General features: G+C 66.8%; 23 protein-coding genes and 2 pseudogenes. 15 read left to right on the top strand and 10 right to left on the bottom strand.

Annotated elements, in window-relative coordinates; genetic code table 11:
- Nucleotides 1–293: 293 nt before the first annotated feature.
- Together ggt and HWX09_RS19115 are read left to right on the top strand one after the other, a co-directional pair.
- A complete protein-coding gene (ggt, locus tag HWX09_RS19120; protein WP_027781026.1) occupies nt 294–2,045 on the top strand; it encodes a gamma-glutamyltransferase in 1,752 nt (583 codons plus the stop codon).
- A gap of 160 nt (nt 2,046–2,205) precedes the next feature.
- The gene (locus tag HWX09_RS19115; RefSeq protein WP_027781025.1) at nt 2,206–3,534 is read left to right on the top strand and encodes a dicarboxylate/amino acid:cation symporter; all 1,329 of its coding nucleotides are present in this window, start codon (nt 2,206–2,208) and stop codon (nt 3,532–3,534) included.
- Nucleotides 3,535–3,537: 3 nt separating this feature from the next.
- Here the strand turns inward: HWX09_RS19115 and HWX09_RS19110 are convergent, their stop codons facing one another.
- Together HWX09_RS19110 and HWX09_RS19105 are read right to left on the bottom strand one after the other, a co-directional pair.
- A complete protein-coding gene (locus tag HWX09_RS19110; protein ID WP_027781024.1) occupies nt 3,538–3,927 on the bottom strand; it encodes a DUF3331 domain-containing protein in 390 nt (129 codons plus the stop codon).
- Nucleotides 3,928–3,971: 44 nt separating this feature from the next.
- Nucleotides 3,972–5,264 (bottom strand): NAD(P)/FAD-dependent oxidoreductase, encoded by a 1,293-nt coding sequence (locus HWX09_RS19105; RefSeq protein ID WP_027781023.1) that lies wholly within the window; start codon nt 5,262–5,264, stop codon nt 3,972–3,974.
- A 147-nt stretch (nt 5,265–5,411) separates the two neighbouring features.
- Between HWX09_RS19105 and HWX09_RS19100 the strand changes: the two genes are divergently transcribed.
- On the top strand, nt 5,412–6,065 hold the full coding sequence (locus tag HWX09_RS19100) for a TetR/AcrR family transcriptional regulator (protein WP_027781022.1): 654 nt from the start codon (nt 5,412–5,414) through the stop codon (nt 6,063–6,065).
- 22 nt (nt 6,066–6,087) lie between these two features.
- On the opposite strand, the gene HWX09_RS19095 is transcribed toward HWX09_RS19100, so the two are convergent.
- Nucleotides 6,088–6,999: a LysR family transcriptional regulator gene (locus tag HWX09_RS19095; RefSeq protein ID WP_027781021.1), complete on the bottom strand. Its 912-nt coding sequence runs from the start codon at nt 6,997–6,999 to the stop codon at nt 6,088–6,090.
- Between the two features lie 113 nt (nt 7,000–7,112).
- Here HWX09_RS19095 and HWX09_RS19090 point away from each other — a divergent pair, with 113 nt between their 5' ends.
- Nucleotides 7,113–7,874: an SDR family NAD(P)-dependent oxidoreductase gene (locus HWX09_RS19090; protein WP_027781020.1), complete on the top strand. Its 762-nt coding sequence runs from the start codon at nt 7,113–7,115 to the stop codon at nt 7,872–7,874.
- A 24-nt stretch (nt 7,875–7,898) separates the two neighbouring features.
- On the opposite strand, the gene soxR is transcribed toward HWX09_RS19090, so the two are convergent.
- Nucleotides 7,899–8,378 (bottom strand): redox-sensitive transcriptional activator SoxR, encoded by a 480-nt coding sequence (gene soxR, locus HWX09_RS19085; RefSeq protein WP_027781019.1) that lies wholly within the window; start codon nt 8,376–8,378, stop codon nt 7,899–7,901.
- A gap of 79 nt (nt 8,379–8,457) precedes the next feature.
- Here soxR and HWX09_RS19080 point away from each other — a divergent pair, with 79 nt between their 5' ends.
- The 4 genes and pseudogenes from HWX09_RS19080 to HWX09_RS19065 all read left to right on the top strand — a co-directional run.
- Nucleotides 8,458–9,654 (top strand): efflux RND transporter periplasmic adaptor subunit, encoded by a 1,197-nt coding sequence (locus tag HWX09_RS19080; protein ID WP_027781018.1) that lies wholly within the window; start codon nt 8,458–8,460, stop codon nt 9,652–9,654.
- Between the two features lie 13 nt (nt 9,655–9,667).
- Nucleotides 9,668–12,841 carry a multidrug efflux RND transporter permease subunit gene (locus tag HWX09_RS19075; protein ID WP_027781017.1) on the top strand — a complete coding sequence of 1,058 codons (3,174 nt, stop codon included), beginning with the start codon at nt 9,668–9,670 and terminating at the stop codon, nt 12,839–12,841.
- On the top strand, nt 12,838–14,325 hold the full coding sequence (locus HWX09_RS19070; RefSeq protein WP_027781016.1) for an efflux transporter outer membrane subunit: 1,488 nt from the start codon (nt 12,838–12,840) through the stop codon (nt 14,323–14,325). Before HWX09_RS19075 ends, HWX09_RS19070 begins: the two co-directional genes overlap by 4 nt.
- Before the next feature lie 18 nt (nt 14,326–14,343).
- Nucleotides 14,344–14,538, top strand: a pseudogene (locus HWX09_RS19065) (glutathione binding-like protein); the annotation flags it as partial.
- Between the two features lie 164 nt (nt 14,539–14,702).
- On the opposite strand, the gene HWX09_RS19060 reads toward HWX09_RS19065, so the two are convergent.
- The gene (locus tag HWX09_RS19060; protein ID WP_027781015.1) at nt 14,703–15,620 is read right to left on the bottom strand and encodes a LysR family transcriptional regulator; all 918 of its coding nucleotides are present in this window, start codon (nt 15,618–15,620) and stop codon (nt 14,703–14,705) included.
- A 314-nt stretch (nt 15,621–15,934) separates the two neighbouring features.
- Here HWX09_RS19060 and HWX09_RS19055 point away from each other — a divergent pair, with 314 nt between their 5' ends.
- The 3 genes and pseudogenes from HWX09_RS19055 to HWX09_RS19045 all read left to right on the top strand — a co-directional run bounded on the left by HWX09_RS19055 (nt 15,935) and on the right by HWX09_RS19045 (nt 19,441).
- Nucleotides 15,935–17,251: an MFS transporter gene (locus HWX09_RS19055; protein WP_027781014.1), complete on the top strand. Its 1,317-nt coding sequence runs from the start codon at nt 15,935–15,937 to the stop codon at nt 17,249–17,251.
- A gap of 149 nt (nt 17,252–17,400) precedes the next feature.
- Nucleotides 17,401–18,651 (top strand): annotated as a pseudogene (locus tag HWX09_RS19050) (MFS transporter).
- Nucleotides 18,652–18,829: 178 nt separating this feature from the next.
- Nucleotides 18,830–19,441: a cysteine hydrolase family protein gene (locus tag HWX09_RS19045; protein ID WP_027781013.1), complete on the top strand. Its 612-nt coding sequence runs from the start codon at nt 18,830–18,832 to the stop codon at nt 19,439–19,441.
- A gap of 118 nt (nt 19,442–19,559) precedes the next feature.
- On the opposite strand, the gene HWX09_RS19040 is transcribed toward HWX09_RS19045, so the two are convergent.
- Together HWX09_RS19040 and HWX09_RS19035 are read right to left on the bottom strand one after the other, a co-directional pair.
- Nucleotides 19,560–20,036 carry a nuclear transport factor 2 family protein gene (locus tag HWX09_RS19040; RefSeq protein WP_027781012.1) on the bottom strand — a complete coding sequence of 159 codons (477 nt, stop codon included), beginning with the start codon at nt 20,034–20,036 and terminating at the stop codon, nt 19,560–19,562.
- Between the two features lie 113 nt (nt 20,037–20,149).
- Complete coding sequence (locus HWX09_RS19035; protein ID WP_027781011.1) at nt 20,150–20,524, bottom strand: YXWGXW repeat-containing protein; 375 nt, start codon at nt 20,522–20,524, stop codon at nt 20,150–20,152.
- 582 nt (nt 20,525–21,106) lie between these two features.
- Here HWX09_RS19035 and HWX09_RS19030 point away from each other — a divergent pair.
- The gene (locus HWX09_RS19030; RefSeq protein WP_027781010.1) at nt 21,107–22,222 is read left to right on the top strand and encodes a porin; all 1,116 of its coding nucleotides are present in this window, start codon (nt 21,107–21,109) and stop codon (nt 22,220–22,222) included.
- Nucleotides 22,223–22,397: 175 nt separating this feature from the next.
- On the opposite strand, the gene HWX09_RS19025 is transcribed toward HWX09_RS19030, so the two are convergent.
- Complete coding sequence (locus HWX09_RS19025; RefSeq protein ID WP_027781009.1) at nt 22,398–22,796, bottom strand: GreA/GreB family elongation factor; 399 nt, start codon at nt 22,794–22,796, stop codon at nt 22,398–22,400.
- Between the two features lie 514 nt (nt 22,797–23,310).
- On the opposite strand from HWX09_RS19025, the gene HWX09_RS19020 reads away from it, so the two are divergent.
- The gene (locus HWX09_RS19020) at nt 23,311–23,640 is read left to right on the top strand and encodes a DUF4148 domain-containing protein (protein ID WP_027781008.1); all 330 of its coding nucleotides are present in this window, start codon (nt 23,311–23,313) and stop codon (nt 23,638–23,640) included.
- A 159-nt stretch (nt 23,641–23,799) separates the two neighbouring features.
- Here the strand turns inward: HWX09_RS19020 and HWX09_RS19015 are convergent, their stop codons facing one another.
- Nucleotides 23,800–24,261: a CBS domain-containing protein gene (locus HWX09_RS19015; RefSeq protein ID WP_027781007.1), complete on the bottom strand. Its 462-nt coding sequence runs from the start codon at nt 24,259–24,261 to the stop codon at nt 23,800–23,802.
- A 177-nt stretch (nt 24,262–24,438) separates the two neighbouring features.
- Here HWX09_RS19015 and ribA point away from each other — a divergent pair, with 177 nt between their 5' ends.
- Nucleotides 24,439–25,089 (top strand): GTP cyclohydrolase II, encoded by a 651-nt coding sequence (gene ribA / locus HWX09_RS19010; protein ID WP_027781006.1) that lies wholly within the window; start codon nt 24,439–24,441, stop codon nt 25,087–25,089.
- Between the two features lie 283 nt (nt 25,090–25,372).
- Here ribA and HWX09_RS19005 read toward each other — a convergent pair whose 3' ends face one another.
- Nucleotides 25,373–25,759 carry a VOC family protein gene (locus HWX09_RS19005; protein WP_027781005.1) on the bottom strand — a complete coding sequence of 129 codons (387 nt, stop codon included), beginning with the start codon at nt 25,757–25,759 and terminating at the stop codon, nt 25,373–25,375.
- A 300-nt stretch (nt 25,760–26,059) separates the two neighbouring features.
- Here HWX09_RS19005 and HWX09_RS19000 point away from each other — a divergent pair, with 300 nt between their 5' ends.
- Nucleotides 26,060–26,350, top strand: a complete 291-nt coding sequence (locus tag HWX09_RS19000) for a hypothetical protein (protein WP_027781004.1) — start codon at nt 26,060–26,062, stop codon at nt 26,348–26,350.
- Nucleotides 26,351–26,372 lie beyond the last annotated feature (22 nt).

The raw sequence follows: 26,372 nt of genomic DNA, 5'->3' as shown, positions 1-26,372 counted from the left end.
GCCGATTGACGTGCGGCGGGCCGCGTCCGGTCCGAAATTAGAGGGACGCATCACTCGGCCAACGGATCCGTTCATATATGTAATAAATCAAACACTCCTCGACGGGCGCATCGAGACTTCTTCGCCTTGATTTTCAGTGATTACCCTAGTTTTTGACGCAAAAAAGCGAGTGTTATGATCGCGGCCTTGCGGAAATGTATCGTTTATTACATGCCGGGTTGGCGGTGTCGATACGCAATGGCGCGGCCGTGCATCCCGGCATGGACCGGTTTATTCGTCTGGAGGATTCCGTCATGAGGCGGCTCGTAGTATTCATCCTGTTGTCCGCGATGAGCGTGTGCGCGTTCGCCGCGTCGGACCCGGCGGTCGAAGCGAAGAACGGCATGGTCGTGTCGTCGCAGCACTTCGCGTCGCAGATCGGCGTCGACATCCTCAAGGAAGGCGGCAACGCGGTGGACGCGGCGGTGGCCGTCGGCTATGCGCAGGCCGTGACCAATTCGTGCTGCGGCAACATCGGCGGCGGCGGCTTCATGACCCTCCACCTGGCCGACGGCCGCGACCGCTTCATCAATTTCCGCGAGACCGCACCGGCCGCGGCATCCGCGAACATGTATCTCGATGCGGCGGGCAACGTCATCCCGGACCAGAGCCTGTACGGCTATCGCGCGGTCGGCGTGCCGGGCACGGTGGCCGGCCTCGATCTCGCGCAGCGCAAGTACGGGAAGCTGACGCGCAAGCAGGTGATGGCGCCGGCGATCCGGCTGGCACGCGACGGCTTCGTGCTGACGCGCGGCGATACCGACATCCTCGACACGACGGTCGAGCGCTTCAGGAACGACCCGGAAGCCGCGCGCATTTTCCTGCGCCCGGACGGCACGGCGCTGCAGCCGGGCGACCGCCTGGTGCAGAAGGACCTGGCCCGCACGCTCGAGCGCATCGCGGAGCAGGGGCCCGACGCGTTCTATCACGGCGAGATCCCGAAGATCGTCGAGGCGGCGGCCCGGCGCGGCGGCGGCGTGATCACGGCGGCCGATTTCGCGTCCTATCGCGCGCAGGACATGGCGCCGCTGACGTGCACGTATCGCGGCTACGAGTTCGTGTCGGCGCCGCCGCCGAGCTCGGGTGGCGTGACGATGTGCGAGACGCTGAACATCCTCGAAGGGTATGACCTGCGCAAGCTCGGCTACCACTCGGCCGCGGCGGTCCACTATATGACCGAAGCGATGCGCCATGCGTACGAAGACCGCAACACGCTGCTCGGCGATCCGAACTTCATCGACAACCCGGTCGCGAAGCTGACGAGCAAGGAGTACGCGGCGCAGATCCGCAAGAGCATCCATGCCGATACGGCGACGCCGTCGGTCGACGTGCAGCCCGGTGTCGGCGTGCACGAGAAGCCCGAAACGACGCATTACTCGATCGTCGACCACGACGGCAACGCGGTGTCGACGACCTATACGGTCAACGGCCGCTTCGGCGCCGTGGTCATCGCGCCGGGCACGGGCTTCTTCCTGAACGACGAGATGGACGACTTCACCGTGAAGGTCGGCGCGCAGAACCTGTTCGGCCTCGTGCAGGGCACGCGCAATTCGATCGCGCCGGGCAAGCGTCCGCTGTCGTCGATGGCGCCGACCATCGTGAAGAAGGACGGCAAGGTGTTCATGGTGGTCGGTTCGCCGGGCGGCTCGCGCATCATCACGATCACGCTGCAGACCGTGCTGAACGTGATCGACTACGGGATGACGCCGCAGGACGCGGTCGCCGCGCCGCGCATTCATCACCAGTGGCTGCCCGACGCGGTCTATTACGAAACCTACGGCCTGTCGCCCGACACGCTCGCGATCCTGGGCAACATGGGCTACAAGATGGTCGAGCAGACGCCGTGGGGTGCCGCCGAGCTGATCATGGTCGGCCTGCCGGGCACCGAAGCGGCGAGCCGCCAGAGTTCCGGCAACGATTCGTCCGTGTCCGGCAACGTGCGTGTCGGCTTCATCTACGGCTACAACGACCCGCGCCGTCCGGCCGGCTCGGCGATCGGCTACTGACCCGACCGTTCGATGCCGAATCGCTGCCGCCGGCGTTCGCGTTGCCGCGAATGCCGGTGCGGCGGCAGCGCGTCCGCCCGCGGACATCCGTGTGGGCCCGAGCGGCACGGCACGCGTGCCTTTCTTCCTTCAACTTCATCGCCGTGCGGCGAATTCCGTCATGAACAAACGAATGTCTGCGGCAGGCTGGATCCTGCTCGCGATGGCAGCCGGCATCCTGATCGGCTACCTGATCTACACGCAGCTTCCGGACAAGCAGTCGGCCGCTGAAATCGCCGGCTACATCTCACTCGTGTCCGACGTGTTCCTGCGGCTGATCAAGATGGTGATCGGCCCGCTGGTGTTCTCGACGCTGGTCGTCGGCATCGCGCACATGGGCGATGCGTCGTCGGTCGGGCGCGTGTTCGTGAAGGCGCTCGGCTGGTTCGTCACCGCGTCGCTGATCTCGCTGCTGCTGGGCCTGCTGATGGCGAATCTGCTGCGGCCGGGCGAGAACCTCGGCCTGCCGCTGCCGGACATCGGCGCGTCCGCGCATCTCGCGACGTCCAAGTTCACGCTGAAGGATTTCGTCGGCCACATGGTGCCGAAGTCGATCGCCGAAGCGATGGCGAACAACGAGATCCTGCAGATCGTCGTGTTCTCGATGTTCTTCGGCGTCGCGCTCGCCGCACTCGGCGAGCGCGGGAAGATCCTGGTCGCCGCGATCGATCAGCTCGCGCACGTGATGCTGAAGATCACCGGCTACGTGATGAAGCTCGCGCCGCTCGCGGTGATGGCCGCGATGGCGTCGACCGTCGCGGTCAACGGGCTGTCGATCCTGCTGAAGTTCGCGGTGTTCATGGGCGACTTCTACGTGAGCCTCATGCTGCTGTGGGCCACGCTCGTCGCGGCCGGGCTGCTGTTCCTCGGCCGCCGCGTGTTCAAGCTGCTCGTGCTGATCAAGGAAGCGTTCATGCTGTCGTTCGCGACGGCCAGCTCCGAAGCCGCGTATCCGAAGATCCTCGACGCGCTCGACCGTTTCGGCGTGCGGCGCAAGATCTCGAGCTTCGTGATGCCGATGGGCTATTCGTTCAATCTCGACGGCTCGATGATGTACTGCACGTTCGCGTCGCTGTTCATCGCGCAGGCCTACAACATCCACCTGTCGCTCGGCACGCAGATCACGATGCTGCTGATCCTGATGCTGACGTCGAAGGGGATGGCCGGCGTGCCGCGCGCGTCGCTCGTCGTGATCGCGGCCACGCTGCACCAGTTCAACATCCCGGAAGCCGGGCTGCTGCTGATTCTCGGCGTCGACACGTTCCTCGACATGGGCCGCTCGGCCACGAACGCGGTAGGCAACTCGATCGCCAGCGCGGTGGTCGCGAAGTGGGAAGGCGAGTTGATGTCGGAGTCCGAAGCGAGCGCCCATGCCGCGCACCTCGATGCGGAACTCGAACGGCAGAACGGCGATCCGACCTATGGCGCCGGTCAGGCCACGTCGACCTGACGGTCAGGCTGCCAGGGCATCGTCGATGCACGCCGCGAGCACCATCGCGGCGGCGTTGCCCGGCGCCGAGCCGAGCAGTTGCGGCGCATAGACGCTGTCGCCGATCTCGATCGACCGCCCCGACAGCGCGCACACGCCGCGCTTGCGCGTCGTGAACAGGCGCCACTTCTGGTAGCCGTAGTGCCCGGTGCAAGCGTCGCACCACGAGATCATCACGGTGTCGGCCGTGGGTCGTTCGAGCACGCTGATGGTCGGCTTGCTCGTCGCGTCCCACGACGGCAGCCGGTCGCGCGTGACGCTGCGCCGCCGTGGCCCGCTCCACGAGACGGACGGCATGTCGAAGCTGCCGATTGCGGCGACGGTCATGAGCCAGGGCGCTGCACGGTTGTTCATGTCACTGTTCCTCGAAACGTTACGCGGTGCCGCGACGCGCGGCATCACGACAGGCGGATGCGCGGCTGCACCCAGCCGTTGATCCGTTCGGCGATCCACAGCAAGGTCGCCTTGGAGAAACCGTGCAGCGCCTGCTGGTGCCGCCGGTAGAGCATCAGGTGGCTGAACTGCGCGAAGCGTCCCTGGATGAAGCCGCCGCGGAAGAAGCCGAACTGCCCGAGCGTGCCGAACGCGTCGTAGTCGCTGATCGACACCAGCGCGCCGAAATCGTGGAACGCGAACGGCGGAATCGGCGTGCCGTCGAGCCACGCGGGCAAGTGCTTCGCGAGGTGCTCGGCCTGTTGCGTCGCGACCTGAGCGGTCGGCGGCAGCGGCCGTTCGTGGCCGTCGGGCAGCAGGCTTCCGCAATCGCCGATCGCGAACACGTGCTCGTCGCCGCTCGCCTGCAGCGTGGGGCCGACGACGATCTGGTTCGCGCGGTTCGTGTCGAGCCCGTCCAGCGCCTGCATGAAATCGGGCGCCTTCACGCCGGCCGCCCAGACCATCAGATCCGCTTCGGCGAACGAACCGTCGCCGTAGTGGAAACCGTTCGCGTCGGCCGACGTGACGCGCGTCGACGTCAGCACGCGAAAGCCGATCTGTTCGAGCCGCCGCTGGGCCGACGCGGAAATACGCGCCGGAAACGCGTTGAGGATGCGCGGGCCGCTTTCGAGCAGCGTGAGTTGCAGCCGCTCGCGCACCGTTTCGTCGCCGTACGCCTGCGCCACTTCCAGCAAACGGCTCAACTCCGCCGCGAGTTCCACGCCCGTCGCGCCCGCGCCGACGATCGCGACGCGAAATGGCTCGTCGCGCGCGATGCTGCGGAACACGCGCATCCGCAACGCCTCGTTGAAGGTCTCCGCCTGCTGCTGGCTGTCGATGAAGTAACAGTGCTCGCTTACGCCGGGCACGCCGAAATCGTTGGCCTGGCTGCCGAGCGCGAGGATCAGCACGTCGTATTCGAGTTCGCGTGCGTCGATCACCACGTCGCCGTCCTGCGAGCGGATCTCGCTGAGCTGCACGCGGCGGCGTGCGCGATCGAGCCCCTTCAGTTCGCCGGGCTGGTACGTGTAGCCGTGATCGCGGGCGTGGGCGAGGAAGATCACCTGTTGCTGCTGGACGTCGCGCGTGCCGGCCGCGATCGTGTGCAGCATCGGCTTCCAGATGTGCGTGGGACTCCGGTCGACGACCGTGATCTGCGCCCGCCCGGACCGGCCGAGACGTTCGCCCAGACGGGTCGCGAGCTGCAGCCCGGCGATCCCGCCGCCGACGATGACGATGCGTGTAGGGGTTGTCATGAATAAATCATCAAGCGATGAATAATGTATGATCCTAGCGCTTCCCGGCTCCGCGTGTCAACGGAGCGGGGCGGGCTGCCCGCTTCCGGTACCTGAAACCGGGGTACCGGGCACGGACATTCGAATCGTTCAAGGAGCAGGAAAGACGTGGCAGAAGTCACTGAGCGCGTGCCGCCGAAGCGGCGTACGCGCGGACGGCCGCTGGCGGATGCGTCCGTCGGTCCGGACCTGATATTGCGGGCCGCGCGCCGCACGTTCGCGAAGCGCGGCTACGACGCGACGAGCGTGCGCGAAGTCGCGCGCGAACTGGGCATCGACGCGGCGCTGATCGCCCATCACTTCGGTACGAAGGAAACGTTGTGGCTGGCGGTCGTCGAGCAGATCGTCGAACTGGCCGAACCGATGTTCGACGCGCTGCGCGCGTTGCGCACGTCGTCGCTACCGCATCGCGACCGCGTGCGGCGCGCGCTCGAGCTGTGCGTCGATCACGAATTCGCGGAGCCGGATATCGGCATGTTCTTCTCGACGGCGGCGACCGAGGAGGGCGCGCGGCTCGATCGGCTGCAGGAGCGGATCGTGCGCCCGTATCACGACGCGATGTGGCCGCTGCTGGCGGACGCGGTCGAGGCCGGCGCGATCCGCCCGGTCGACCCGAACGTGCTGTTCTTCATGATCGCGAGCGCCGTGGGCATGACGGTGTCGTACAGCCACATGATGCTGGAGTTCACGTCGCTGCCGACGCGGCCGGACGCATTCCGACAGGCCGTGCTCGGCGTCGTGTTCAACTTCCTCGGCGACTGAGCGCCACGCGCGATGCGCGCGGTCACGTCGCGGCAACCAGCCCCAGCGCGCGCACCGCGTTGCGCGCGCTCTCGCGCAGCGCATCGACGAGCGGCGACGGCGTACGGTACGCGAGCGCCAGTTCGTACGCGAGCGGGCTGCCCGCATCCTTCAGTTCGCAGAACGTAATGCCTTGCGGCTGCATCGGCACGAACAGGCGCGGCATCAGCGCGATGCCGATGCCGCCCGCGACGAGCCCGGCCGTCGTCTGCATCTGGCGCGGTTGCTGGACCACGCGCGGCGCGAAGCCCGCCTGCGCGCATGCCGTCACGATCAGCGCATGCATGCCGGGTCCGTGGTGCGCGGCAAACATGACCCACGGTTCGTCCGCCAGCTCGGCCAGCGCGATGCGGTGGCGGCGCGCGAGCCGGTGGCCGTCGGGCAGCGCGGCCACCATCCGGTCGCGCAGCAGCGGCTCGACACGCACGTCGCCGGCATCGGCCACCGGCAGCACGACGAGGCCGACGTCCGTGCGATCGTGACGCAGCGCAAGCACCTGCTCGGCGGTCGTGCCTTCCTCGAGCTGGAAATCGACGTCCGGATGCCGTTCCTGGAACGCACGCAGGATCAGCGGCAACAGCGCATTGACCGTGCTGTCGACGAAGCGCAGCCGCAGCGTGCCGCCGAGGCCGGCGCCCGCGCGGCGCGCCACGGCCACCGCGCGTTCGGCCTGTTCGAGCGCGCGCCGCGCTTCGAGCAGGAATGCTTCGCCGGCCGGCGTGAGCCGCGCGCCGCGGGTGTCGCGTTCGAGCAAGGCGACGCCCAGTTCGTCCTCGAGCTTGCGGATCGCCGCGCTGAGCGGCGGCTGGGCCATGTGCAGCCGCTCGGCAGCGCGCCGGAAGCTGAGCGTTTCGGCGACCGCGATGAATTGCCGGAACTGGCGCAGATCGATCATGGCGATACCTTCCGCGTATCAGGATGTCATCGAATTCGTATTTTACCTATCGCCGTACGTTGCCCACACTGCAAACGTCACCAATCGTCAACACCGAGGAAAGGGGGTAGGCCATGACGGACAACGAACGACAACGCACGGCGATCGTCACGGGCGGATCGAGCGGGATCGGCTTCGCGATCGCGCGCCGGCTGGTGCAGGACGGGTATCGCGTCGCGATCGTCGGGCGCGACGTGGCGCGGCTGGAGGCGGCCGTCGAGCGCCTGGGTGGCGCGGCGATCGGGCAGGCCGGCGACCTGGGCGTGCGGCGCGACGCGCAAGCGGCCGTCGCCGCGATCGTCGCGCGATGGCCGCGGATCGACGTGCTGGTCAACAACGCGGGGCTGACCGGGCGCGTCGGCGCGGATACCGAAGCGGCGGAGGCCGAGTCCGTATGGGACGCGGTGCTCCATGCGAACCTGAAAAGCCTGTTTCTGACGACGATGGCCGTGCTGCCGCACCTGGCCGACCACGCCGCGCGAATCGTCAACATCGGCTCCATCGCGGCGCGCGCCGGCAGCCTGTTGCCGGGCGGCCTCGCGTATGCAGCCGCGAAGGCCGGCGTCGAAGGCTTCACCGTCGCGCTGGCGCGCGAACTCGGGCCGCGCGGGGCGACGGTCAATACGGTCGCACCCGGCTATATCGCCGACACGCGTTTCTTCGGCGACGGCGGGGTCGCGCCGGCCATCGCGGCGACGATTCGCGAGCAGACGCCGGCCGGCCGCGCCGGGCGGCCGGACGACATCGCCGATGCGGTCGCGTGGCTCGCCGGGCCGCGCGCGTCGTTCGTCACGGGCGCGACGATCGCGGTGAACGGCGGCTGGCGCGTCGGGTGACGCAGTGCGCGCACGGCCTGCACGTCATTCGGAATCGGTTGGCGGCTTGTCGCCGAGCCAGCGCCGCGCGCCGGGCCCGTTGCGGCCCGCGCGGTCTTCCGGGTTGGTCAGCTTGCAGCGTTTCAGCGACAGGCAGCCGCAGCCGATGCATTCGTCGAGATTGATATAGAGCCGCTGCAACTCCTCGATCCGGCTCGCGACGCGCTGCTTCCAGCCGCGCGACAGCCGCTGCCAGTCCTTGTTGCTCGGTGCGGTGTCCTCGGGCAGGCTGACGAGCTGTTCGGCGATTTCGTCGAGCGAATAGCCGATCTTCTGCGCGAACACGATGAACGCGATCAGCCGCAGCACCGCACGCGAATAGTGGCGATGGCTCGAGCCGTTGCGATGCGACTTGATCAACCCGCGCATCTCGTAGAAGCGCAGCGTCGACGCCGGCACGCCGCTGCGCGCGGCCACTTCGCGGATCGACATCAGCGGCCATTGCGGGGTTTCCTGGATACCCATGACGCCCTCCGAGAAAGCTTGACTTCAAGTTAACTTCAACTTTTATGCTACGCGGCAGTTTAACCCGTCGCGAGGCATCATGCTCTCCTTTTCCCTACGCAGGACGCCGCCTTTGGGCGCCGCCTGTGCCCTGTTGCTGGCGTTGTCGGGTTGTCACGACGGCAAAGGCCCATCGTCGGCCCATCCTCTTCCAGAAGTCGGCGTCGCTACCGTCGCGCCGCGTACCGTCCGCCTCGCGGACGAATTCAACGGACGCGTCGAAGCGGTCGACGCGGTCGATCTGCGGCCGCGCGTGAGCGGCTATCTGCAACGTGTCGCGTACAAGGAGGGCGACGTGGTCGCGCAAGGCGCGCTGCTGTTCGAAATCGATCCGCGCCCGTACCGGATCGCGCTCGACCGTGCGAATGCACAGCAGCAGCGTGCCCGTGCGGCCGCGAGCCTTGCGAACGTGCAACTCAAGCGCGTGCAGACGCTGATCGATGCGCACGCGACGTCGCAGGAAGAGCTCGACAACGCGCGCGCGACTGCCGAACAGGCGCGCGCCGATCTGCAGGCGGCCGATGCGGCCGTTGCCGACGCGAAGCTCAATCTCGGTTTCACCGAAGTGCGCGCGCCGATCGCGGGCCGCGTCGGCCGCGCGGTTGCGACCGTCGGCAACCTCGCGCGTGCGGACGACACGCTGCTGACGACCGTCGTGTCGCAGGATCCGGTCTACGTGTATTTCGATTGCGACGAGCAGAGCTACCTGCGCTACAACGCGCGGCGCGCCGATCCGACACATCGCGCGATCGGCGCCGATCCGGTGCGCATCGGCCTCGCGAACGAGACGGGCTTCCCGCATGCGGGCACCGTCGATTTCCTCGACAACCGGCTCGATCCGCAGACCGGCACGATCCGCGCACGCGTGCGGCTGCCGAATGCGGACCATACGTTCACGCCGGGCCTGTATGCGCGCGTGCAGCTCGTCAGCGGCCGCGACCAGGACGCGTTGCTGGTTGACGACAAGGCCGTGCTGACCGACCAGGACCGCAAGTACGTGTACGTGATCGGCTCGGGCGACAAGGCGCTGCGCCGCGACGTGACGATCGGCCGCGAACTCGACGGCGAGCGGATCGTCGAGAAGGGGCTGCAGGCGGGCGACCGCGTGGTCGTCGACGGCGTGCAGCGCATCTACTATCCGGGCGCGCAGGTGAAGCCGAAGGCGCTGCCCGCGCGCGCCGATGCGGGCAGCGCGACGCAGGCGGTCGCCGATGCCGGCACGCCTGCCGCGCAATGACGGGAGCGATACGATGGATTTCTCCCGATTCTTCATCGACCGGCCGATCTTCGCGGTCGTGCTGTCGATCGTCATCTTCGCGATCGGCCTGATCTCGATCCCGATGCTGCCGGCCGGCGAATACCCGGAAGTCGTGCCGCCGAGCGTCGTCGTGCGTGCAACGTACCCGGGCGCGAATCCGAAGGAAATCGCCGAATCGGTGGCCGAGCCGCTGGAAGAGGCGATCAACGGCGTCGAAGGCATCATGTACATGAAGTCGGTCGCCGGGTCGGACGGCAGCCTGCAGGTCGTCGTCACGTTCCTGCAGGGCGTCGATCCCGACACGGCCGCCGTGCGCGTGCAGAACCGCGTGAGCCAGGCGCTGTCGCGCCTGCCCGACGAGGTGCGCCAGTACGGCGTGACCACGCAGAAGCAGTCGCCGACGCCGCTGATGTACGTGAGCCTCTATTCGCCGGACAACAGCCGCGATTCGCTGTACCTGCGCAACTACCTGACGCTGCACGTGAAGGACGAACTGTCGCGGCTCACCGGCATCGGCGACGTCGGCGTGTACGCCTCCGGCGATTACGCGATGCGGCTGTGGCTCGACCCGAACCGGCTCGCGTCGCGCGGGTTGACCGCGAGCGACGTGATCGCGGCCGTGCGCGAGCAGAACGTGCAGGTGTCGGCCGGCCAGCTCGGCGCGGAGCCGTCGCCGAAGAAAAACGACTTCCTCGTGTCGATCAACGTGCGCGGCCGCCTGCGCACGGTGCAGGAATTCAGCGACATCGTGCTGCGCAACGGCGACGACGGCCAGGTCGTGAAGCTGTCCGACGTCGCGCGCATCGAGCTCGGCGCGGGCGACTACACGCTGCGCTCGTATTTCAACGACAAGCACTCGGCCGTGGTCGGCATCTTCCTGTCGCCGGGCGCGAACGCGCTCGACGTCGCGAAGGCCGTGTACGCGAAGCTCGACGAGCTGTCGAAGCGCTTCCCGCCCGGCGTCGCGTACCGCCCCGTGTGGGACCCGACGGTATTCGTGCGCGAATCGATCCGCGCGGTGCAGCACACGCTGATCGAAGCGGTCGTGCTGGTCGTGCTCGTCGTGATCCTGTTCCTGCAAACGTGGCGCGCGTCGATCATTCCGCTCGTCGCGGTGCCGGTGTCGGTGGTCGGCACGTTCGCATGGCTCTACCTGCTCGGCTACTCGATCAACACGCTGACGCTGTTCGGGCTCGTGCTCGCGATCGGGATCGTGGTCGACGATGCGATCGTCGTCGTCGAGAACGTCGAGCGCAACATCGCTCGGGGGCTGAGCCCGCGCGATGCCGCGCACCAGGCCATGCGCGAGGTGTCGGGGCCGATCGTCGCGATCGCGCTCGTGCTGTGCGCGGTGTTCGTGCCGATGGCGTTCATGTCGGGCGTCACGGGCCAGTTCTACAAGCAGTTCGCGGTGACGATCGCGATCTCGACGGTGATCTCCGCGATCAACTCGTTGACGCTGTCGCCGGCGCTCGCCGCGAAGCTGCTGCGTCCGCACGGCGCACCGAAGGATGCGTTGACGCGTGCGCTCGATCGCGCATTCGGCTGGCTGTTCCATCCGTTCAACCGCTTCTTCGAACGCAGCTCCGATCGCTATCACGGCGTCGTCGCGCGCACGCTGAAGCGGCGCGGCGTGGTGTTCGCGGTCTATGCGGCGCTGCTCGCGGCGACCGCATTGCTGTTCAACGCGGTGCCGGGCGGCTTCATCCCCGTGCAGGACAAGCTGTACCTGTTCGCGGGCGCGAAGCTGCCGGAAGGCGCGTCGCTCGCGCGCACCAGCGCGGTGACCGAGCAGATGACGAAGATCGCGCTCGGCACCGACGGCGTCGAGATGGTGCCGGCGTTCGCCGGGCTGAACGCATTGCAGGGCGTGAACACGCCGAACATCACGAACTCGTACGTGATCCTGAAGCCGTTCGACCAGCGCCATCGCAGTGCCGCGCAGATCAACGCGGACCTGAACGCGCGCTTCGCGGCCATCGACGGCGGCATCACCTATGCGCTGATGCCGCCGCCGATCCAGGGTCTCGGCAACGGCTCGGGCTACTCGCTGTACCTGGAGGATCGCGGCGGGCTCGGCTACGGCGAATTGCAGAAGGCGCTCGTCGCGTTTCAGGCCGCGGTCGCGAAGACGCCGGGGATGAGCTACCCCGTCAGCTCGTACCAGGCGAACATCCCGCAGCTCGAGGTGAAGGTCGACCGGCTCAAGGCGAAGGCGCAGGGCGTCGCGCTGACCGATCTGTTCAATACGTTGCAGGTCTATCTCGGCTCGATGTACGTGAACGACTTCAACGTGTTCGGCCGCGTGTATCGCGTGATGGCGCAAGCGGATGCCGGCCACCGGCAGACGGCCGCCGACATCGCGAACCTGCGCACGCGCAACGCGAAGGGCGAGATGGTGCCGATCGGCTCGATGGTGACGGTCGGGCCCGCGTACGGTCCGGACCCGGTCGTTCGCTACAACGGCTATCCGGCCGCCGACCTGATCGGCGACGCCGATCCGAAGGCGATGTCGTCGTCGCAGGCGATCGCGAAGCTGCAGCAGATCGCGAAGGACGTGCTGCCGCCGGGCATCACGCTCGAATGGACCGACCTCAGCTACCAGCAGGTCACGCAGAGCAACGCGGCGCTCGTCGTATTCCCGCTGGCCGTGATGCTGGTGTTCCTGGTGCTCGCGTCGCTGTACGAGAGCTGGACGCTGCCGCTCGCGGTGATCCTGATCGTGCCCGTGTGCATGTGCGCGGCGCTGTTCGGCGTGTGGTTGTCCGGCGGCGACAACAACGTGTTCGTGCAGGTCGGTCTGGTCGTGCTGATGGGGCTGGCGTGCAAGAACGCGATCCTGATCGTCGAATTCGCGCGCGAGCTCGAGATCCAGGGCAAGGGTGCGGTCGAGGCAGCGCTCGAAGCATGCAAGCTGCGGCTGCGTCCGATCGTGATGACGTCGGTCGCGTTCATCGCGGGCTCGGTGCCGCTGCTGATCGGCAGCGGCGCGGGCAGCGAGGTGCGGGCGGCCACCGGCGTCACCGTGTTCGCCGGGATGCTGGGCGTCACGCTGTTCGGGCTGTTCCTCACCCCTGTGTTCTATGTGGCGATCCGCAAGCTCGCGGGCGGCACGCCGGCCGTCTGGCGCGAACAGCACGGCACCCTCGAAGGAGAAAACCGATGAGCGCCGCTTTCCGTCTTTCCGCGCTCGCGATGTCGGTGACGCTCGCCGCATGCGCGGTCGGCCCCGATTTCAAACGGCCCGACACGGCCACCGCCGCGCGGTTCGCACGCGACGCGGCGCCGGTCGACATGCCGCCCGACGCGTCGGCCGACGCCGATGCCACGTTCTGGCGCGGGTTCGGCGATCCGGCGCTGACACGGTTGATCGATGCGGCGCTCGCGGCGAACCAGGACTTGCAGGTCGCCGTGTCGCGCTACGACGCATCCAACGCGCTGCTGTCGCAGGCGACGTTCGACCGCTATCCGACGATCACCGCGAGCGGCCGGATCGGCCATCAGTTGATGAGCAAGGATCAGGCATTCGGCGCGCCGCGCAGCCAGCGCGATGCGCCGACGTCGAGCGTCGGCATCAATGCCGCGTGGGAACTCGACCTGTTCGGCCGCGTGCGCCGCTCGATCGAGTCGCAGCGCGCGGAAACGGCAGCCAGCGCGGCCGACGTACGCGCGGTGCGCGTCGCGATCGCGGCGGAGGTCGCGAGTACCTACGTCGATCTGCGCGGCTCGCAGGAGCGGTTGCGGATCGCCCGCGAGAACGCCGACAACCAGAAGCAGACGCTCGCACTGATCAATGCGCGCGTCGGCGCGGGCCGAGGCTCCGAACTCGATGCGGCGCGAGCACGCGCGCAGTACGAATCGACGACCTCGCGGATCGCGGTGTACGAAGCCGCGATCGGCGTCGACGAGCATCGGCTCGCGGTGTTGACCGGGCAGACGCCGGATGCGCTGATCGGCCGGTTCGACCTGCCGAAGACGGCCGCGCCGGCGGGTATGCCCGTCCCGCTGCCGGCGCTCGCGGCCGACATCGATCCCGGCACGCCGGGCGACCTGCTGCGCCGCCGCCCCGATGTCGCGGCCGCCGAGGCGCGGCTGCATGCGGCGACCGCGCGCGTCGGCGTCGCGACCGCCGACCTGTTCCCGCGCTTCACGCTGTCCGGGCTGCTCGGCAGCGCGACGAGCAGCTACGGGTTCTTCCGAGCGGGCAGCGACACGAACCTGATCGCGCTCGGCATCGACTGGTCGTTCCTCGACGTCGGCCGTGTGCGTGCGCGGATCGCCGCGAGCGACGCGGAAGCGGCCGGCCAGCTTGCGCAGTACCGGCAGACCGTACTCGGGGCGCTGGAGGAAACCGAGAACGCGCTGCTGCGTGTCGCCCGCACGCGTGACGAGACCGCGCATCTCGTGCGCGCGGCCGACGACAGCGCACGCGCCGCGCAGCTCGCGCAGGCGCGCTTCTCGGCCGGCGCGATCGACTACTACGAAGTGCTCGACGCGCAGCGGACGCTGCTGCAGGCGCAGGACGCGGCGGCCGACGGGCGGATGCGCAGCGCGGCGTCGACGGTCGCGCTGTACAAGGCGCTCGCGGGCGGCTGGCCGTCGGGCACGGGGCAGGGCGCGCAAGGTCCGCTCGCCCAGTCGGGGAAGTAGCGCGAGCAGTGCGGCGCGGCGTATCTCGCGTCGTCGCGATATTCGATCGCCGACATTGCGGCGTTTGCGTGGCTGCGCACGGCGGCCGAGCTCGATCTCGACGTTGCCGGCTTTTCGCACGTCGAGCGCTGGTTTGCCGATATCGCCGCGCGGCCGGCCGTTCAACGGGGCCTGATTGCCTGCCGCACGCCGACGGCCGAGGCGACGCACTGACATCGGATCGCCCGCGCCGCCTGGGCCGTGATCGCGACAAAGCGCGCGCTTCGTGCCATCCAACGGACGAGAACGCCGCATGCGGGCGGCGTGCGGAGCCGTGCGGTGCGGTGTCCCGACGCGATACGTGCGCGAGCTGAAAAGCGGGCGAAGCGCTCGACGCGTTACCGCGCGTTCGGCCCCTTGACCGTCAACCGGCAGACGGTGGCGAGCGCGAGCAGGTTCGGGTCTCGCTGGCGGCGATGCAGGAAGCTCAGGCCGAAGGTCTGGCGGATCGTCGCTCCGGCGAGCGGTACGAGCGTGATCCGATGCGCGAACAGGTCGCGCACGCGGCCGGGCAGCAGCGAGCAGCCGACGCCGCCCGACACGAGGTTGATCAGCGAGAAGATGTCGCCCACCCGCATCACGACGTTCGGCGTGACGCCGGCCGCGCGGAACGCCTCCGTGAAACCGTGGTGCGTCGCGAAGCCTTCGCCGAGCGACACGAACGGCTCGGCGCCGCATGCGTGGAGATCGACCGCATCGCATTGCGCATACGGCGAATCGACCGGCGCGGCGAAGAACATCTCGTCCTCGAACAGCGCGATCGATTCGATCTCGGCGTCCGGTTCGGGCAACGCCATCAGCGTGGCGTCGATCGCGCCGTGCCTGAGCTTGTCGAGCAGGTCGGCGTTCGAGCCGAGCACGAGTTCGGCCTGCAAGTCGGGGCGGCGCTCCTTCAGCGCGATCACGACTTCGGGCACGGTGCGGATCGTCAGCGAATACAGCGAGCCGATCTTCAACTGGCCCGCGCCATAGCCGGCCGCCTCGCGCGTCGAACGGATCCCGGCCGTCATCGTCTTGAGCACTTCGCCTGCGACTTCGGCGAGCACTTGCGCGGCGTCGGTCGGAATCAGGTTCCGCCCTTCGTGGCGGAACAGCGCGCAGTGCATCCCTTCCTCGAGCGTATGCAGCGCACGATGCACGCTGACCGTGCTGATGCCCAGCGCCTCGGCCGCCTTCGCGAGGCTGCCGGCTTCCATGAACGCGAGCAGCACTTCGAGCTTGCGGAACGTGATCTCTTCGTTGATGCGGTTGCGCATGATACGAACGACGGGAAGGGCGGTCGACGATTCTGCCGCAGAACCGCGGCCTCAACAATGAGCGAATGACCGGGGTTTCGCGCGGCGATGCCTGCGGAAACAACATTTAATCTCCGGCTAATCATCTGCCGCGGGCATTGATTGATGCCGGTTTTCGGCGTCCCTATGATCGATTCACGCCGATCGTGCGCGGGAAGGGAGGGTCCGTCGTGCCCGTCCCGCATCGGCGGCGATGCGAACAGCCGGGCCGCCCATGCCCGCCATCGGCGACGGCACGCATGCGGCGCGGCACCACGAAACTGCGGGAGACAAGCATGCGCGACTCACGTCGGAATTCGCGACGGCGGCAGGTGATTGCCGCCGTCGTCGGCAATACCCTCGAGTGGTACGACTTCATCGTTTACGGGTTCTTCTCCGGCATCATCGCGCGGGTGTTCTTTCCCGCCGAGAGCCAGTACGCGTCGCTGCTGATGTCGCTCGCGACGTTCGGCGTCGGCTTCTTCATGCGTCCGGTAGGCGGCATCCTGCTCGGGCTCTATGCGGACCGCAAGGGCCGCAAGGCCGCGATGCAGCTCATCATCCTGCTGATGACGCTGTCGATCGCGCTGATCACGTTCGCGCCATCGTACGCGGCCATCGGCCCGGCGGCGCCGGTCGTGATCGTCGTCGCGCGGCTGCTGCAGGGTTTCGCCACCGGCGGCGAATATGCAAGCGCGACTGCGTTTCTCGTCGAAAGCGCACCCGCGCACCGGCGCGGGCTGTACGGATCGTGGCAGCTGATCGGCCAGTGCCTCGCGGTGTTCTCGGGCGCCGCGCTGGGCGCGTGGGCCACGCAGTCGCTGTCGGAGGCAGCGCTGCACAGCTGGGGCTGGCGCGTGCCGTTCGCGCTCGGCCTGCTGATCGGGCCGGTCGGGCTCTGGATCCGCCGGCACATGGAGGAGACGGAGGCATTTCTCGATGCGGGCAAGTCGACGCTCGAGCCGCCGGCGAGCGTGTCGCGCGTGCTACGCGACAACCTGCGCGGCGTACTGGTGTCGATGGGGCAGACGATCACCGGTACGGCCGTGTTCTACGTGATGCTCGTGAACATGCCGACGTTCGTGCACAAGGCCTTCGGGCTGCCGCTCGACCAGGTGTTCAAGGTGCAGATGGTGGCGGTCGTGCTGCTGACGGTGACGATTCCGGTTGCGGCGATCGTTTCCGATCGTGTCGGCCGGCGGCCCGTCCTGATCGCGGGTACGTTCGCGCTGCTGACGGTCACGTATCCGCTGTTCTCGTGGCTGGCCGCGGCGCCGGGCATCGGACGCCTGCTGGTGATGCAACTCGTGATCTGCGCGATCATCGGCATCTGTTACGGCCCTGCACCGACCACGCTGGCCGAGCAGTTCGCGACCCGTTCGCGCTCGACCGGCATCGCGCTGGCGTACAACGTCGCGGTGATGGTATTCGGCGGCTTCGCGCCGTTCATCGTCACGTGGCTGACGCGTGTGAGCGGGTCGCCCGTCGCGCCCGCGTGGTACGTGCTGTTCGCGGCGTCGTTCGGGCTGCTCGCCAGCGTGTTCATGCACGACGGCGCGCCGTGCGTGGTCGCGCGCCGGCAGTTTCAGGGCGAGCCGCTGAGCGTCAAATAGCGGCCGCACGGCCGGGACGGCGATCCGTCGCCCGCGCCGCATGCGGGGTATCGCGCGAGCCGATACTCAGCATCGCGCGCGCCGGCCTGCCGCAGCCGCCGCCCGGTCATTACGCTTGGGCGATCGTCCACTCTGTCCGGAAGGTCGCCATGTCCCGGCTCGACTACAAACTGCTCGGCCCCTGCCTGCTCGCCATCGCGCTCGACGCGATGGGGTTCGGGCTCGTTTATCCGATGATGTCCGCCATCTTCGGCGATCCGCACGCGGGCATCCTGCCGGCCGACGCCGGCGCGCACACGCGCAATTTCTATCTCGGTCTCGGCTACGGGATCTATCCGCTGTGCATGTTCTTCGGCTCGTCGCTGATGGGCGAGCTGTCCGATCGCTACGGCCGCCGTCGGATCCTGCTGCTGTGCGTGCTGGGCCTCGCGCTCGGCTACGCGATGATGGCGGCCGGTGCGTGGCATGCCAGCGTCGCGCTGCTGCTGGCCGGCCGCGGGCTCACCGGCCTGATGGCCGGCTGCCAGGGCATCGCGTAGGCGGCCATCACCGATCTCAGCACGCCCGACACGAAGGCGCACAACATGAGCATCATGTCGCTCGCGTTCAGTGCGGGCGTGATCGTCGGCCCGGTACTCGGCGGCGTCACGTCCGACCGCACGATCTCGCCGCTGTTCGATTACGGCACGCCGTTCGCGCTGGTCGCCGTGCTGTCGCTGATCTGCGCGTGCTGGACCTGGGCGTCGTATCGCGATTGCGTCGCGCCGCGCAGCGATACGCGCATCGATCCGCTGCTGCCGCTGCGGATCATCGGCGAGGCCGCGCGCCAGCGCGACGTCGCGTTCCTGTCGGTGGTGTTCTTCCTGATGCAGGTCGGCTACGGGCTCTATCTGCAGACCATCATGCTGCTGTTGCAGGCGAAATTCGGCTATACGAGCGCGCGGCTCGGGCTGTTCAGCGGCGTGATCGGCATCTGCTTCGTGCTCGGCTTGTTGTGCGTCGTGCGGTTGATGCTGCGCGTGTGGCGCGTGATCGAGATCGCGAAGACGGGCCTGCTCGTGGCCGGCCTTGGCCAGATCCTGTCCGCGCTGTTTCCGCACGAACCGGTGCTGTGGGCGCTCGCGATGGTCGTCGGCTGTTTCGACATGGTTGCGTACACGACGATGTATACGGCGTTCTCCGATGCCGTCGGCGACGATCGGCAGGGCTGGGCGCTCGGCGTCGCGGGCTCGGTGATGGCGCTCGCGTGGGTCGTGACGGGCGCGCTGACGAACCTGCTGCCCGTATTCGGCGAAATCGGGCTGCTGCTGATCGGCGGCGCGGGTTTCCTGCTCAGCTTCGCGATGATGGTCGCGTACGGCCGCACGCGGCCGGGCGCGCGAACGGCCGTGCCGTCGTAGGCGGCGCGCATGCATGTTGGCCCGATCCTGTCGGACGTTGTCCCGCGCGCCGCTGTCGCGTCACGCCGTGCGGCCCGACACTGGCGCGTCGCGGCCCGGGGAGGTTTCGGGCCGCGTCCGGCGGCGCCGGAAGGCCCGGCGCGCCGTTCCGCCAATGTGCCAACCGAGAGGGCATGCCATGCAACATCCGACCATCCGTACCCTGGCCGGCGCGAGCGCGCCGACGTCCATCGCCGCCGCCCGCACCGCGCTGCTGGTGATCGATTTCCAGAACGAATACTTCAGTGGCCGCCTGCCGATTCCGGACGGGCCGCGTGCGCTGGGCAATGCGCAACGCGTGATCGCGTTCGCCGACCGCGCGGGCATTCCGGTGTTCCACGTCCAGCACGTCGGTACGGCCGACAGCCCGATCTTCGCCGACGGCAGCGACGGCTTCCGCTTTCATGCGGACCTGCAGCCGGCGCCCGCTCACGCGGTCGTGAAGAAAACGTCGGTGAGCGTATTCCCGACGACGGACCTCGATGCGCGGCTGAAGGCGGCCGGTATCGACACGCTGATCGTCACCGGCCTGATGACGCATGCGTGCGTGGCCGGCGCGGCACGCGATGCGGTGCCGCTCGGCTATGCGGTGATCGTCGTCGACGATGCCTGTGCGACGCGCGACCTCGACGTCGCGGACGGCGGCACGGTGCCGCACCGCGACCTCCATCGCGCGACGCTGGCCGCACTGTCGGACACGTTCGGCGACGTGCTGACCACCGAGCAGGTGCTGGCGCTCGACGTCGCGTGACGGCGGCCCGGTTCGCGCGTCGGTCGGCGCAGCCGGGCGCGGCGTACACGGCTTCGCCGCGCAAGCACGTTTCGATCACGCGGGCTTGCGCGAACGTGCCGCGCGCCGGCCGCGCGCATCAGAACATCGTATTCCGGTTCGCGGACGTTTCGGGTACCGGCTGAATCACGTCCCAGTGTTCGACGATCTTGCCGTCCGTCACGCGGAAGATGTCGACCACCGCTTCGCCGCGATCGCCCGGACGCTCGATCGCATGCACGTGCAGATAGACGAGATCGCCGTCGGCCGCGCTGCGGACGATGCGCGCGCGCGATGCCGGGTTCTTCTGGAATGCGCCGACGAAATACGACACGAACGGCTTCTTGCCGTCTGGCACGTGCGGGTTGTGCTGTTTGTAATCGTCCGCGACGACGGCGGCGGCCTCGACTGCTTCATGCCGGTTGAAGAAGCGGTCGTAGAACGTCAGCACGAGCTGGCGGTTGGCTTCCTCGGTGGCCAGGTCGCGTGCGGCCGGGCCGGCGGCCAGCGCAGCCGTCGATGTGGCCAGCAAAACGAATGCGGCAACGGCGCGAACGGGGGAGCGGGACGATGACATGTAGCGTTTTCCTTCTGAAGATGCGTGGAGGGATGTGCGAGCGACCGCGGGTGACGCCGGTTCTCGCGTGCGGCTCGGCTCCGGGCCTAAATCGGCCGGAGCCGAGCTGCTGCTCACCGCCACGAACCGTCGACGTAGACCCACACCGGTCCCTGGCGGCGCCAGTAGCCGGGCACCCAGCGGCGCCCGGGGCGCCGTGCGACCCAGCGGCCGGACACCCATATATAGCGGCCGCGCTGCCAGCGCCAGTAGCCGTCCGTCCATATATAGCCGTGCGGCCGGGGTGGCGGCGGGCGACGGTCGTGGCGTGCCGCCGGCGGCGCGAAGCCGGGGCGATCCGCGTAGGGCGGCGGCCCGCCGGGGGCACGGTTCGGGCCGGACGGCCGGTACACGGGCGGGGCGGGCTGGGCCGAGGCGGCGCGCAGCCAGCCGGTGCCGACAAAGGCGGCGGTCAATCCGATGGCGCGCAGCAGCGAGCGTCGATTCATCGCGGTTCCTGTTCTGTATTCGAGGCCACCTTACATTAGCCTGCCGGTAGGCCCGCCGGGTTACGCGGGCGGTCAAGGCTGTTACCGAGTGTCACGGCAGGCGCGAACCGCCTTTCCCTTTCTGACGGCTGACGGGATCTCGCGGTGACACGCGCGTGGCCCCGTTTAGGGTCGACGGGGATGTTTTTAGATGCAGGCCGGCCAATATTCGAGGTCGGATTAGGTACAAATTGCCGATTTGGGGTGCTGAACCGAATCCGTTTGTTGTTTCTATGCAACCGTCAAGACGATGACATGTAAGAATGGTGCGATGAAAGCCTCCAAAAAGCCCGCGTCAAGAAGTCAAAAACAAACGTTAAAACAAATACTTATGACACGGCCCCACTTTCATTATTTCTAGTTCTGGAAAAGCTTATTTCTTTATTTGCGGATCGCTCCCCTAGGGTACACCCCTAAACTCACGGTTCCCAAACGGGCAACTATCCGGGCGCCGCCAGCAGGACCGATGGCGCTCCCGGGCGGTTGAGACCGTTTATGAACAAGGTCGCGAGACCTGCCTCTTTTTAGAAGGGAGCTCCACGAATGAACAAGACTCTGATCGTTGCAGCAGCTGCAGCATCGTTCGCTACCGTCGCTCACGCGCAAAGCAGCGTCACGCTGTACGGCGTGCTGGACGCAGGCATCACCTACCAAAGCAACGTCCAGCCGGCACTCGGCCAAGCTGGCAAGTCGCGTTGGTCGATGGGTTCGGGCGTTGACCAGAGCCGCTTCGGCCTGCGTGGTTCGGAAGACCTCGGTGGCGGCCTGAAGGCAATCTTCACGTTGGAAAGCGGCTTCAACATCGGTAACGGCCGCTTCGCAAACGGCAACGGCGGCATGTTCAACCGCCAGGCTTTCGTTGGCCTGTCGAGCCAGTACGGCACGGTCACGCTGGGTAAGCAGTATGACGCAACGCAAGACTACCTGGCGCCGCTGACGGCAACGGGCTCGTGGGGCGGCACGTACTTCGCGCACCCGCTGAACCTCGATCGCCTCAGCACGAACGGCGACGTCGCAGCGAACAACACGATCAAGTTCACGAGCGCGAACTACGCTGGCCTGCAATTCGGCGGCACGTACTCGTTCTCGAACAACACGAACTTCGGCAACAACCGTGCGTACAGCGCAGGTGCTGCATACCAGTTCCAAGGTCTGAAGCTGGCTGCTGCATACTCGCAAGCGAACCTGGGTGACGGTACGAACGCAAACGGCGCGACGTCGTCGGTGATCGGTGGCATCGCTAGCCAAGGCCGCGTCCGCACGTACGGTGCTGCTGCTGGCTACGCATTCGGCCCGGCACAAGTCGGCGCTGCATGGACGCAAGCACGCCTCGACAACAACGCAGTCGGTCTGGGCACGCTGCGCACCGACAACTACGAAGTCAACGCAAAGTACAACCTGACGCCGGCTCTCGGCCTGGGTGCTGCTTACACGTACACGAACGCGAAGATCAACAACGGCAGCACGCACTGGAACCAGTTCGGTCTGCAAGCTGACTACGCACTGTCGAAGCGCACGGACGTCTACGCACAAGCTGTGTACCAGCGTGCAGCGAAGAACGGCATTGGCGCGTCGATCTACAACGGCGACAACAGCACGCTGCCGAGCTCGTCGATCAACCAAACCGCAGCAACGGTTGGTCTGCGTCACCGCTTCTAAGCGTGACGGGCGGGGTAACCCGCTTCGCAGCATCGAAAAGGCGCCTTCGGGCGCCTTTTTTTCGTCTTCCGAATGCGATGACGGGAATCCGGATCGTCCGGACACAAAAAAGCGAGGCCGGTGCCTCGCTTTTTTCGTTCTGCGCCCGCGTAACGCGGCGCTGGTTGCCGATGGCTCAGCGCGTGTATTCGCCATTGGCTTCCGGCTGGAACACGATCTCGGCAACCTTCATCAGCTTTTCGGCGCCGCTCGGCTGCATCACCTTGACCATCTGGCCGCGTTGCGTGCCCAGCAGCGCCATGCCGACGGGTGAGAAGACGTTCAGGCGCCCGAGTTCGAGGTTGGCGGCGTCCGGATAAACGATCGTCCAGGTAGCCTGTTCCTGGGTTGCTTCGTCGAGCAGCGTGATTTGCGAGTTCATCGTGACGACGTTCGCCTTGATGGCGTCGGGCTGGACGATATCGGCGCGTTCGAGCAGCGTGTCGAGCATCGTCTGAAAGCGCGGGTTGTGCTCGGCGTGCTTTTCGAGGCGAGCGACGTCGAGTTCGGTCAGCTGGTAAAGGCGTTGTTTCATGGTGGTTCTCCAAATGATCGGCAGGGGCAGGCGTGGCGTGCCTATGAGGATCGCCCGGAGCCTGTCTAACCTGGCTCCGGGTGGAGACCGAGCGGTCAGATCAGGCGCCGGGCAGGGGCGAGCGGCGCCTGGGCCGTGCGTCGAGCGAGGGGATGCGCCGGCTGGCCGGCGCGCGCGCGCACGCCGGCCGGGCCGGACGTCGAAACCGAAGGGGGCGTGAGCGCGTACATGGTGGATAGACTATCGACTGGCGAATAAAACCTTACGATTCTACAACACAACCTTCCGGCCATGTGATCTGACTGTTGGCCTTTCGTCAGCGATTGTTGTGTAGATGAAGCAAGTTGCAACGGCCCTGTCCGGAAACAGTGGGCGATTTTTTCCAAAAACGCAACGCTGTATATTCAAACTAAGGGTTTCCCCTTGGAATCGCGCGCACTACACTGAATTCAATCGCTTCAGACAGCGTCCTGCCGAGGCGACGTCAAAAGAGAACATATTCCGGAGGTAAATCATGAAGTCGATCATCTACGCAGCCATCGCCGCATCCGTCTTTGCCGCTCCGATTGCATCGTTCGCGCAGTCCGAGCAGGGGTTGACCCGCGATCAGGTCAAGGCCGAACTCGTGCAACTCGAGCAGAACGGCTACAAGCCGCTGGCGAGCGATTCGCAATATCCGAGCAACGTCCAGGCCGCCGAGCAGCGTATCCAGCCGAACCAGCCGATGCTCGCGCAAGCGGACATGAGCGGTTACGGTGCCGTGGCGACGGGTGCCGCGCAAGGCGGCCGCCGGGCGACACGGGAAGCGCCGAATCCCGTGAACTCGGTCTACTTCGGTAACTGATTGAACGTTCCCCGGGTCTGCCCGAGCGCACCGCCGAATTGACGAGACGCGCGCCGGTGGCGCGCGTCGTTCGCCCGCAGGAGCAGAACCTCCGTCGCCGCATGCCGGCGGCTTTCCGCCCAGACGCTGACGCGTTTGGGCCTTTTTTGCTGGGGCGAATCAGGCGGACGTGACGGTGGGCGTGCCGTGGATATAGTGTTCGAGCTGGCTGATCGTGAACTGCTGATCGGCAATCACGCTCTTCACGAGGTCGCCGATCGAGATGATGCCGATCAGCTTGCCGCCGTCGAGGACGGGCAGGTGGCGCATCCGGTGCTGAGTCATCAGCGCCATGCACTCGTCGGTGGATTGTGACGGTTCGACGTAGCGCACCTTCGCCGTCATGATTTCCTCGACGCGGGTGGCTTTCGACGAGCGGTCCTGCAGGACGACCTTGCGCGCGTAGTCGCGCTCGGTGACGATGCCCGCGATGTCGTCGCCGTCCACGACCAGCAGAGCACCGATGCCTTTTTCGGCCATCAGCTTGATGGCGTCGTAGACGAGATCGGTCTTCGTGACGGTATAGATGGTGCGGCCCGAATCCGGCTTGGCCTTGAGAATCTGCGCGACAGTCGTGCTCATTCGCTTTCTCCGTGTGCAGGTCGATGCAGGGCAGGCGGGGCGTGATGCGCGTCACCCGGTGAGCCCAGTATAGCCGGGCGGGCGGCGGCAGTCGCGTGACGTTTCCAGATTAGCGGTAAACTCCCGTCACGCACCATCCACACAACTCCTACATTCCTGAACGTTTCGATTGAATTCATGATGTCTTCGCGTCCCCAATCGCCCACGCCGGGCAATGGCCAGGCCGACGAGTGCGTGACGCTCGTTGCCACGGCGTCGCTGCCCACGCGCTACGGTACGTTCACGTCATACGCGTTTCGCGTAGCGGGCAGCGATGCCGAACATCTCGCGCTCGTGATGGGCGACGTGACCGGCGAGCAGTCCGTGCTGACCCGGCTGCATTCCGAATGCCTGACCGGTGACGTGTTCGGCTCGTACCGCTGCGATTGCGGCGAGCAACTCGATCTCGCGTTGCGTTACATCGCGGCCGAAGACCGCGGCGTGCTGCTGTATCTGCGCGGCCATGAAGGCCGCGGCATCGGCCTGAGCAACAAGATCCGCGCGTACGCGCTGCAGGAGCAGGGGCGCGACACCGTCGAGGCGAACCTCGATCTCGGCCTGCCCGACGACGCCCGCGAATACGACTCGGCCGCTGCGATCCTGCGCATCCTCGGCGTGACGTCGGTGCGGCTGATGAGCAACAATCCGAAGAAGTTCGATACGCTCGTGAAGCACGGTATTCCCGTCTGCGAGCGCGTGGCGCTCGCGGTGCCCGTGCGCGAGGAAAACGAGCGTTATATCCGCACGAAGCAGACGAAGTTCGGACATTACTTCGAAGAAAACGAGTAACCAGAACGGGCGCGCCGGCGCCCGTTTCTCGTCATCTGTTTGTCCGATCGTCGCCGATACAAGCGACGATCTCGATTCCCTCCTCATTCGTTCCAATTCCGATTCCGGATCCGTGGCATCAGCTGCATTGCGCGCGGCGTCCGTCCGTTCCGTACTCGCGTGACGATCACGCCATCGAGTCGATGCAGAACGCCGACGCTGCGTCGTTGGCGACCGGCGAATGCGGACGTGTTACCGCCCCGGCAGCCACGCCGGCTCGTAACGGCTCACGCGCGTTTGCCTGTCAGCGCCACGTGCCGTTCTGCAATACGATCCGGTAGCCATCGGCATCCTCGAAGGTCTGGCCTGATATTTCCCAGTACGGATTGAACGACGTCACCGGCATGAAGCCGTGTGCGGTCGCGCGCTCGCACGCGGCTTCCCATTCCGGACGATCGGGCAGGTAGAACACGATCAGGTCTTCGGGCGTCGGCGACGGCGCGATCGGATGATCGGGGCAGTGCGTGAACTCGAAGTGATAGTCGAGGCCTTCGCGTCCGAGCATCACGCCGGAAAAGCCGTCGTGATCTTCGAAGCGCGCCAGTACCGACAGATCGAGGGCGTCGCGATACATGCGCTCGGTGCGGGCAAGGTTACTGACCGGGCGGGCAATGCGCAGATGGGCGTGCAAGGTGACCTCGGCGGGAAGTGGCGGGCCGGTCAATGATAAGCCGGCCGCTCCGGATTGGGCGACGCGAGCGGATCGTGTTTCCGGCGATACTCGTCGTATCGAACGATATCGATTCGGCCTGACCAAACGGATCGAATTGTCGAGCCTCGTCTCGCGAAAGAAAAAACATGACGCTTCTCAATCCAATGTGTGTACTCCGCGTCGCAGCGGCTACTCATCTGCACAACATTCGAATTCATGTGTTCCGCAGCGTCTGCCGCACGACGCACGGATACGCGCATGCCGGTAGGGAGATGACGAATGGGTAAGCCCGATCTTCGCCGGCCGATTACCGGACCGTATCGTCAGTCGCGATGGGCGGCCGGACTCGAGGCTGCTTTCGGATGGGCGGCAAAGGGGACGTTGATACTGGCCGGGCTCGCGGTGGTCGTGTTGGCGGCGCTGACGGGCGACGTCGGCGCCGTGACGGACCTGCCGTCGACCAGGAAGGGGTGGTTGTACCTGCTGCTGATAGTGGTCGTGGCGGTCGTGCTGATATGTGCGGCGCTTCACTATTGGCCACGCCCAGCCGGCGTGCGTCCGGCTGGCTAACCGGAACGGAAAATGATGTGGC

This window comes from Burkholderia sp. BCC1208 (genome assembly GCF_902833095.1).
Taxonomy (GTDB): Bacteria; Pseudomonadota; Gammaproteobacteria; order Burkholderiales; family Burkholderiaceae; genus Burkholderia.
This window is presented reverse-complemented; position numbering and strand designations above follow the sequence as displayed.

What these genes read in the sequence shown, in the direction of transcription:
- HWX09_RS19025 (WP_027781009.1), bottom strand. Translation starts at nt 22,796, where the DNA reads ATGAAACAACGCCTTTACCAGCTGACCGAACTCGACGTCGCTCGCCTC.
- HWX09_RS19110 (WP_027781024.1), bottom strand. Translation starts at nt 3,927, where the DNA reads ATGAACAACCGTGCAGCGCCCTGGCTCATGACCGTCGCCGCAATCGGC.
- HWX09_RS19055 (WP_027781014.1), top strand. Translation starts at nt 15,935, where the DNA reads ATGCGCGACTCACGTCGGAATTCGCGACGGCGGCAGGTGATTGCCGCC.
- HWX09_RS19115 (WP_027781025.1), top strand. Translation starts at nt 2,206, where the DNA reads ATGAACAAACGAATGTCTGCGGCAGGCTGGATCCTGCTCGCGATGGCA.
- HWX09_RS19105 (WP_027781023.1), bottom strand. Translation starts at nt 5,264, where the DNA reads ATGACAACCCCTACACGCATCGTCATCGTCGGCGGCGGGATCGCCGGG.
- HWX09_RS19015 (WP_027781007.1), bottom strand. Translation starts at nt 24,261, where the DNA reads ATGAGCACGACTGTCGCGCAGATTCTCAAGGCCAAGCCGGATTCGGGC.
- HWX09_RS19070 (WP_027781016.1), top strand. Translation starts at nt 12,838, where the DNA reads ATGAGCGCCGCTTTCCGTCTTTCCGCGCTCGCGATGTCGGTGACGCTC.
- HWX09_RS19040 (WP_027781012.1), bottom strand. Translation starts at nt 20,036, where the DNA reads ATGTCATCGTCCCGCTCCCCCGTTCGCGCCGTTGCCGCATTCGTTTTG.
- HWX09_RS19035 (WP_027781011.1), bottom strand. Translation starts at nt 20,524, where the DNA reads ATGAATCGACGCTCGCTGCTGCGCGCCATCGGATTGACCGCCGCCTTT.
- HWX09_RS19075 (WP_027781017.1), top strand. Translation starts at nt 9,668, where the DNA reads ATGGATTTCTCCCGATTCTTCATCGACCGGCCGATCTTCGCGGTCGTG.
- HWX09_RS19020 (WP_027781008.1), top strand. Translation starts at nt 23,311, where the DNA reads ATGAAGTCGATCATCTACGCAGCCATCGCCGCATCCGTCTTTGCCGCT.
- HWX09_RS19090 (WP_027781020.1), top strand. Translation starts at nt 7,113, where the DNA reads ATGACGGACAACGAACGACAACGCACGGCGATCGTCACGGGCGGATCG.
- ribA (WP_027781006.1), top strand. Translation starts at nt 24,439, where the DNA reads ATGATGTCTTCGCGTCCCCAATCGCCCACGCCGGGCAATGGCCAGGCC.
- HWX09_RS19000 (WP_027781004.1), top strand. Translation starts at nt 26,060, where the DNA reads ATGGGTAAGCCCGATCTTCGCCGGCCGATTACCGGACCGTATCGTCAG.
- HWX09_RS19060 (WP_027781015.1), bottom strand. Translation starts at nt 15,620, where the DNA reads ATGCGCAACCGCATCAACGAAGAGATCACGTTCCGCAAGCTCGAAGTG.
- HWX09_RS19030 (WP_027781010.1), top strand. Translation starts at nt 21,107, where the DNA reads ATGAACAAGACTCTGATCGTTGCAGCAGCTGCAGCATCGTTCGCTACC.
- HWX09_RS19095 (WP_027781021.1), bottom strand. Translation starts at nt 6,999, where the DNA reads ATGATCGATCTGCGCCAGTTCCGGCAATTCATCGCGGTCGCCGAAACG.
- HWX09_RS19045 (WP_027781013.1), top strand. Translation starts at nt 18,830, where the DNA reads ATGCAACATCCGACCATCCGTACCCTGGCCGGCGCGAGCGCGCCGACG.
- HWX09_RS19080 (WP_027781018.1), top strand. Translation starts at nt 8,458, where the DNA reads ATGCTCTCCTTTTCCCTACGCAGGACGCCGCCTTTGGGCGCCGCCTGT.
- soxR (WP_027781019.1), bottom strand. Translation starts at nt 8,378, where the DNA reads ATGGGTATCCAGGAAACCCCGCAATGGCCGCTGATGTCGATCCGCGAA.
- ggt (WP_027781026.1), top strand. Translation starts at nt 294, where the DNA reads ATGAGGCGGCTCGTAGTATTCATCCTGTTGTCCGCGATGAGCGTGTGC.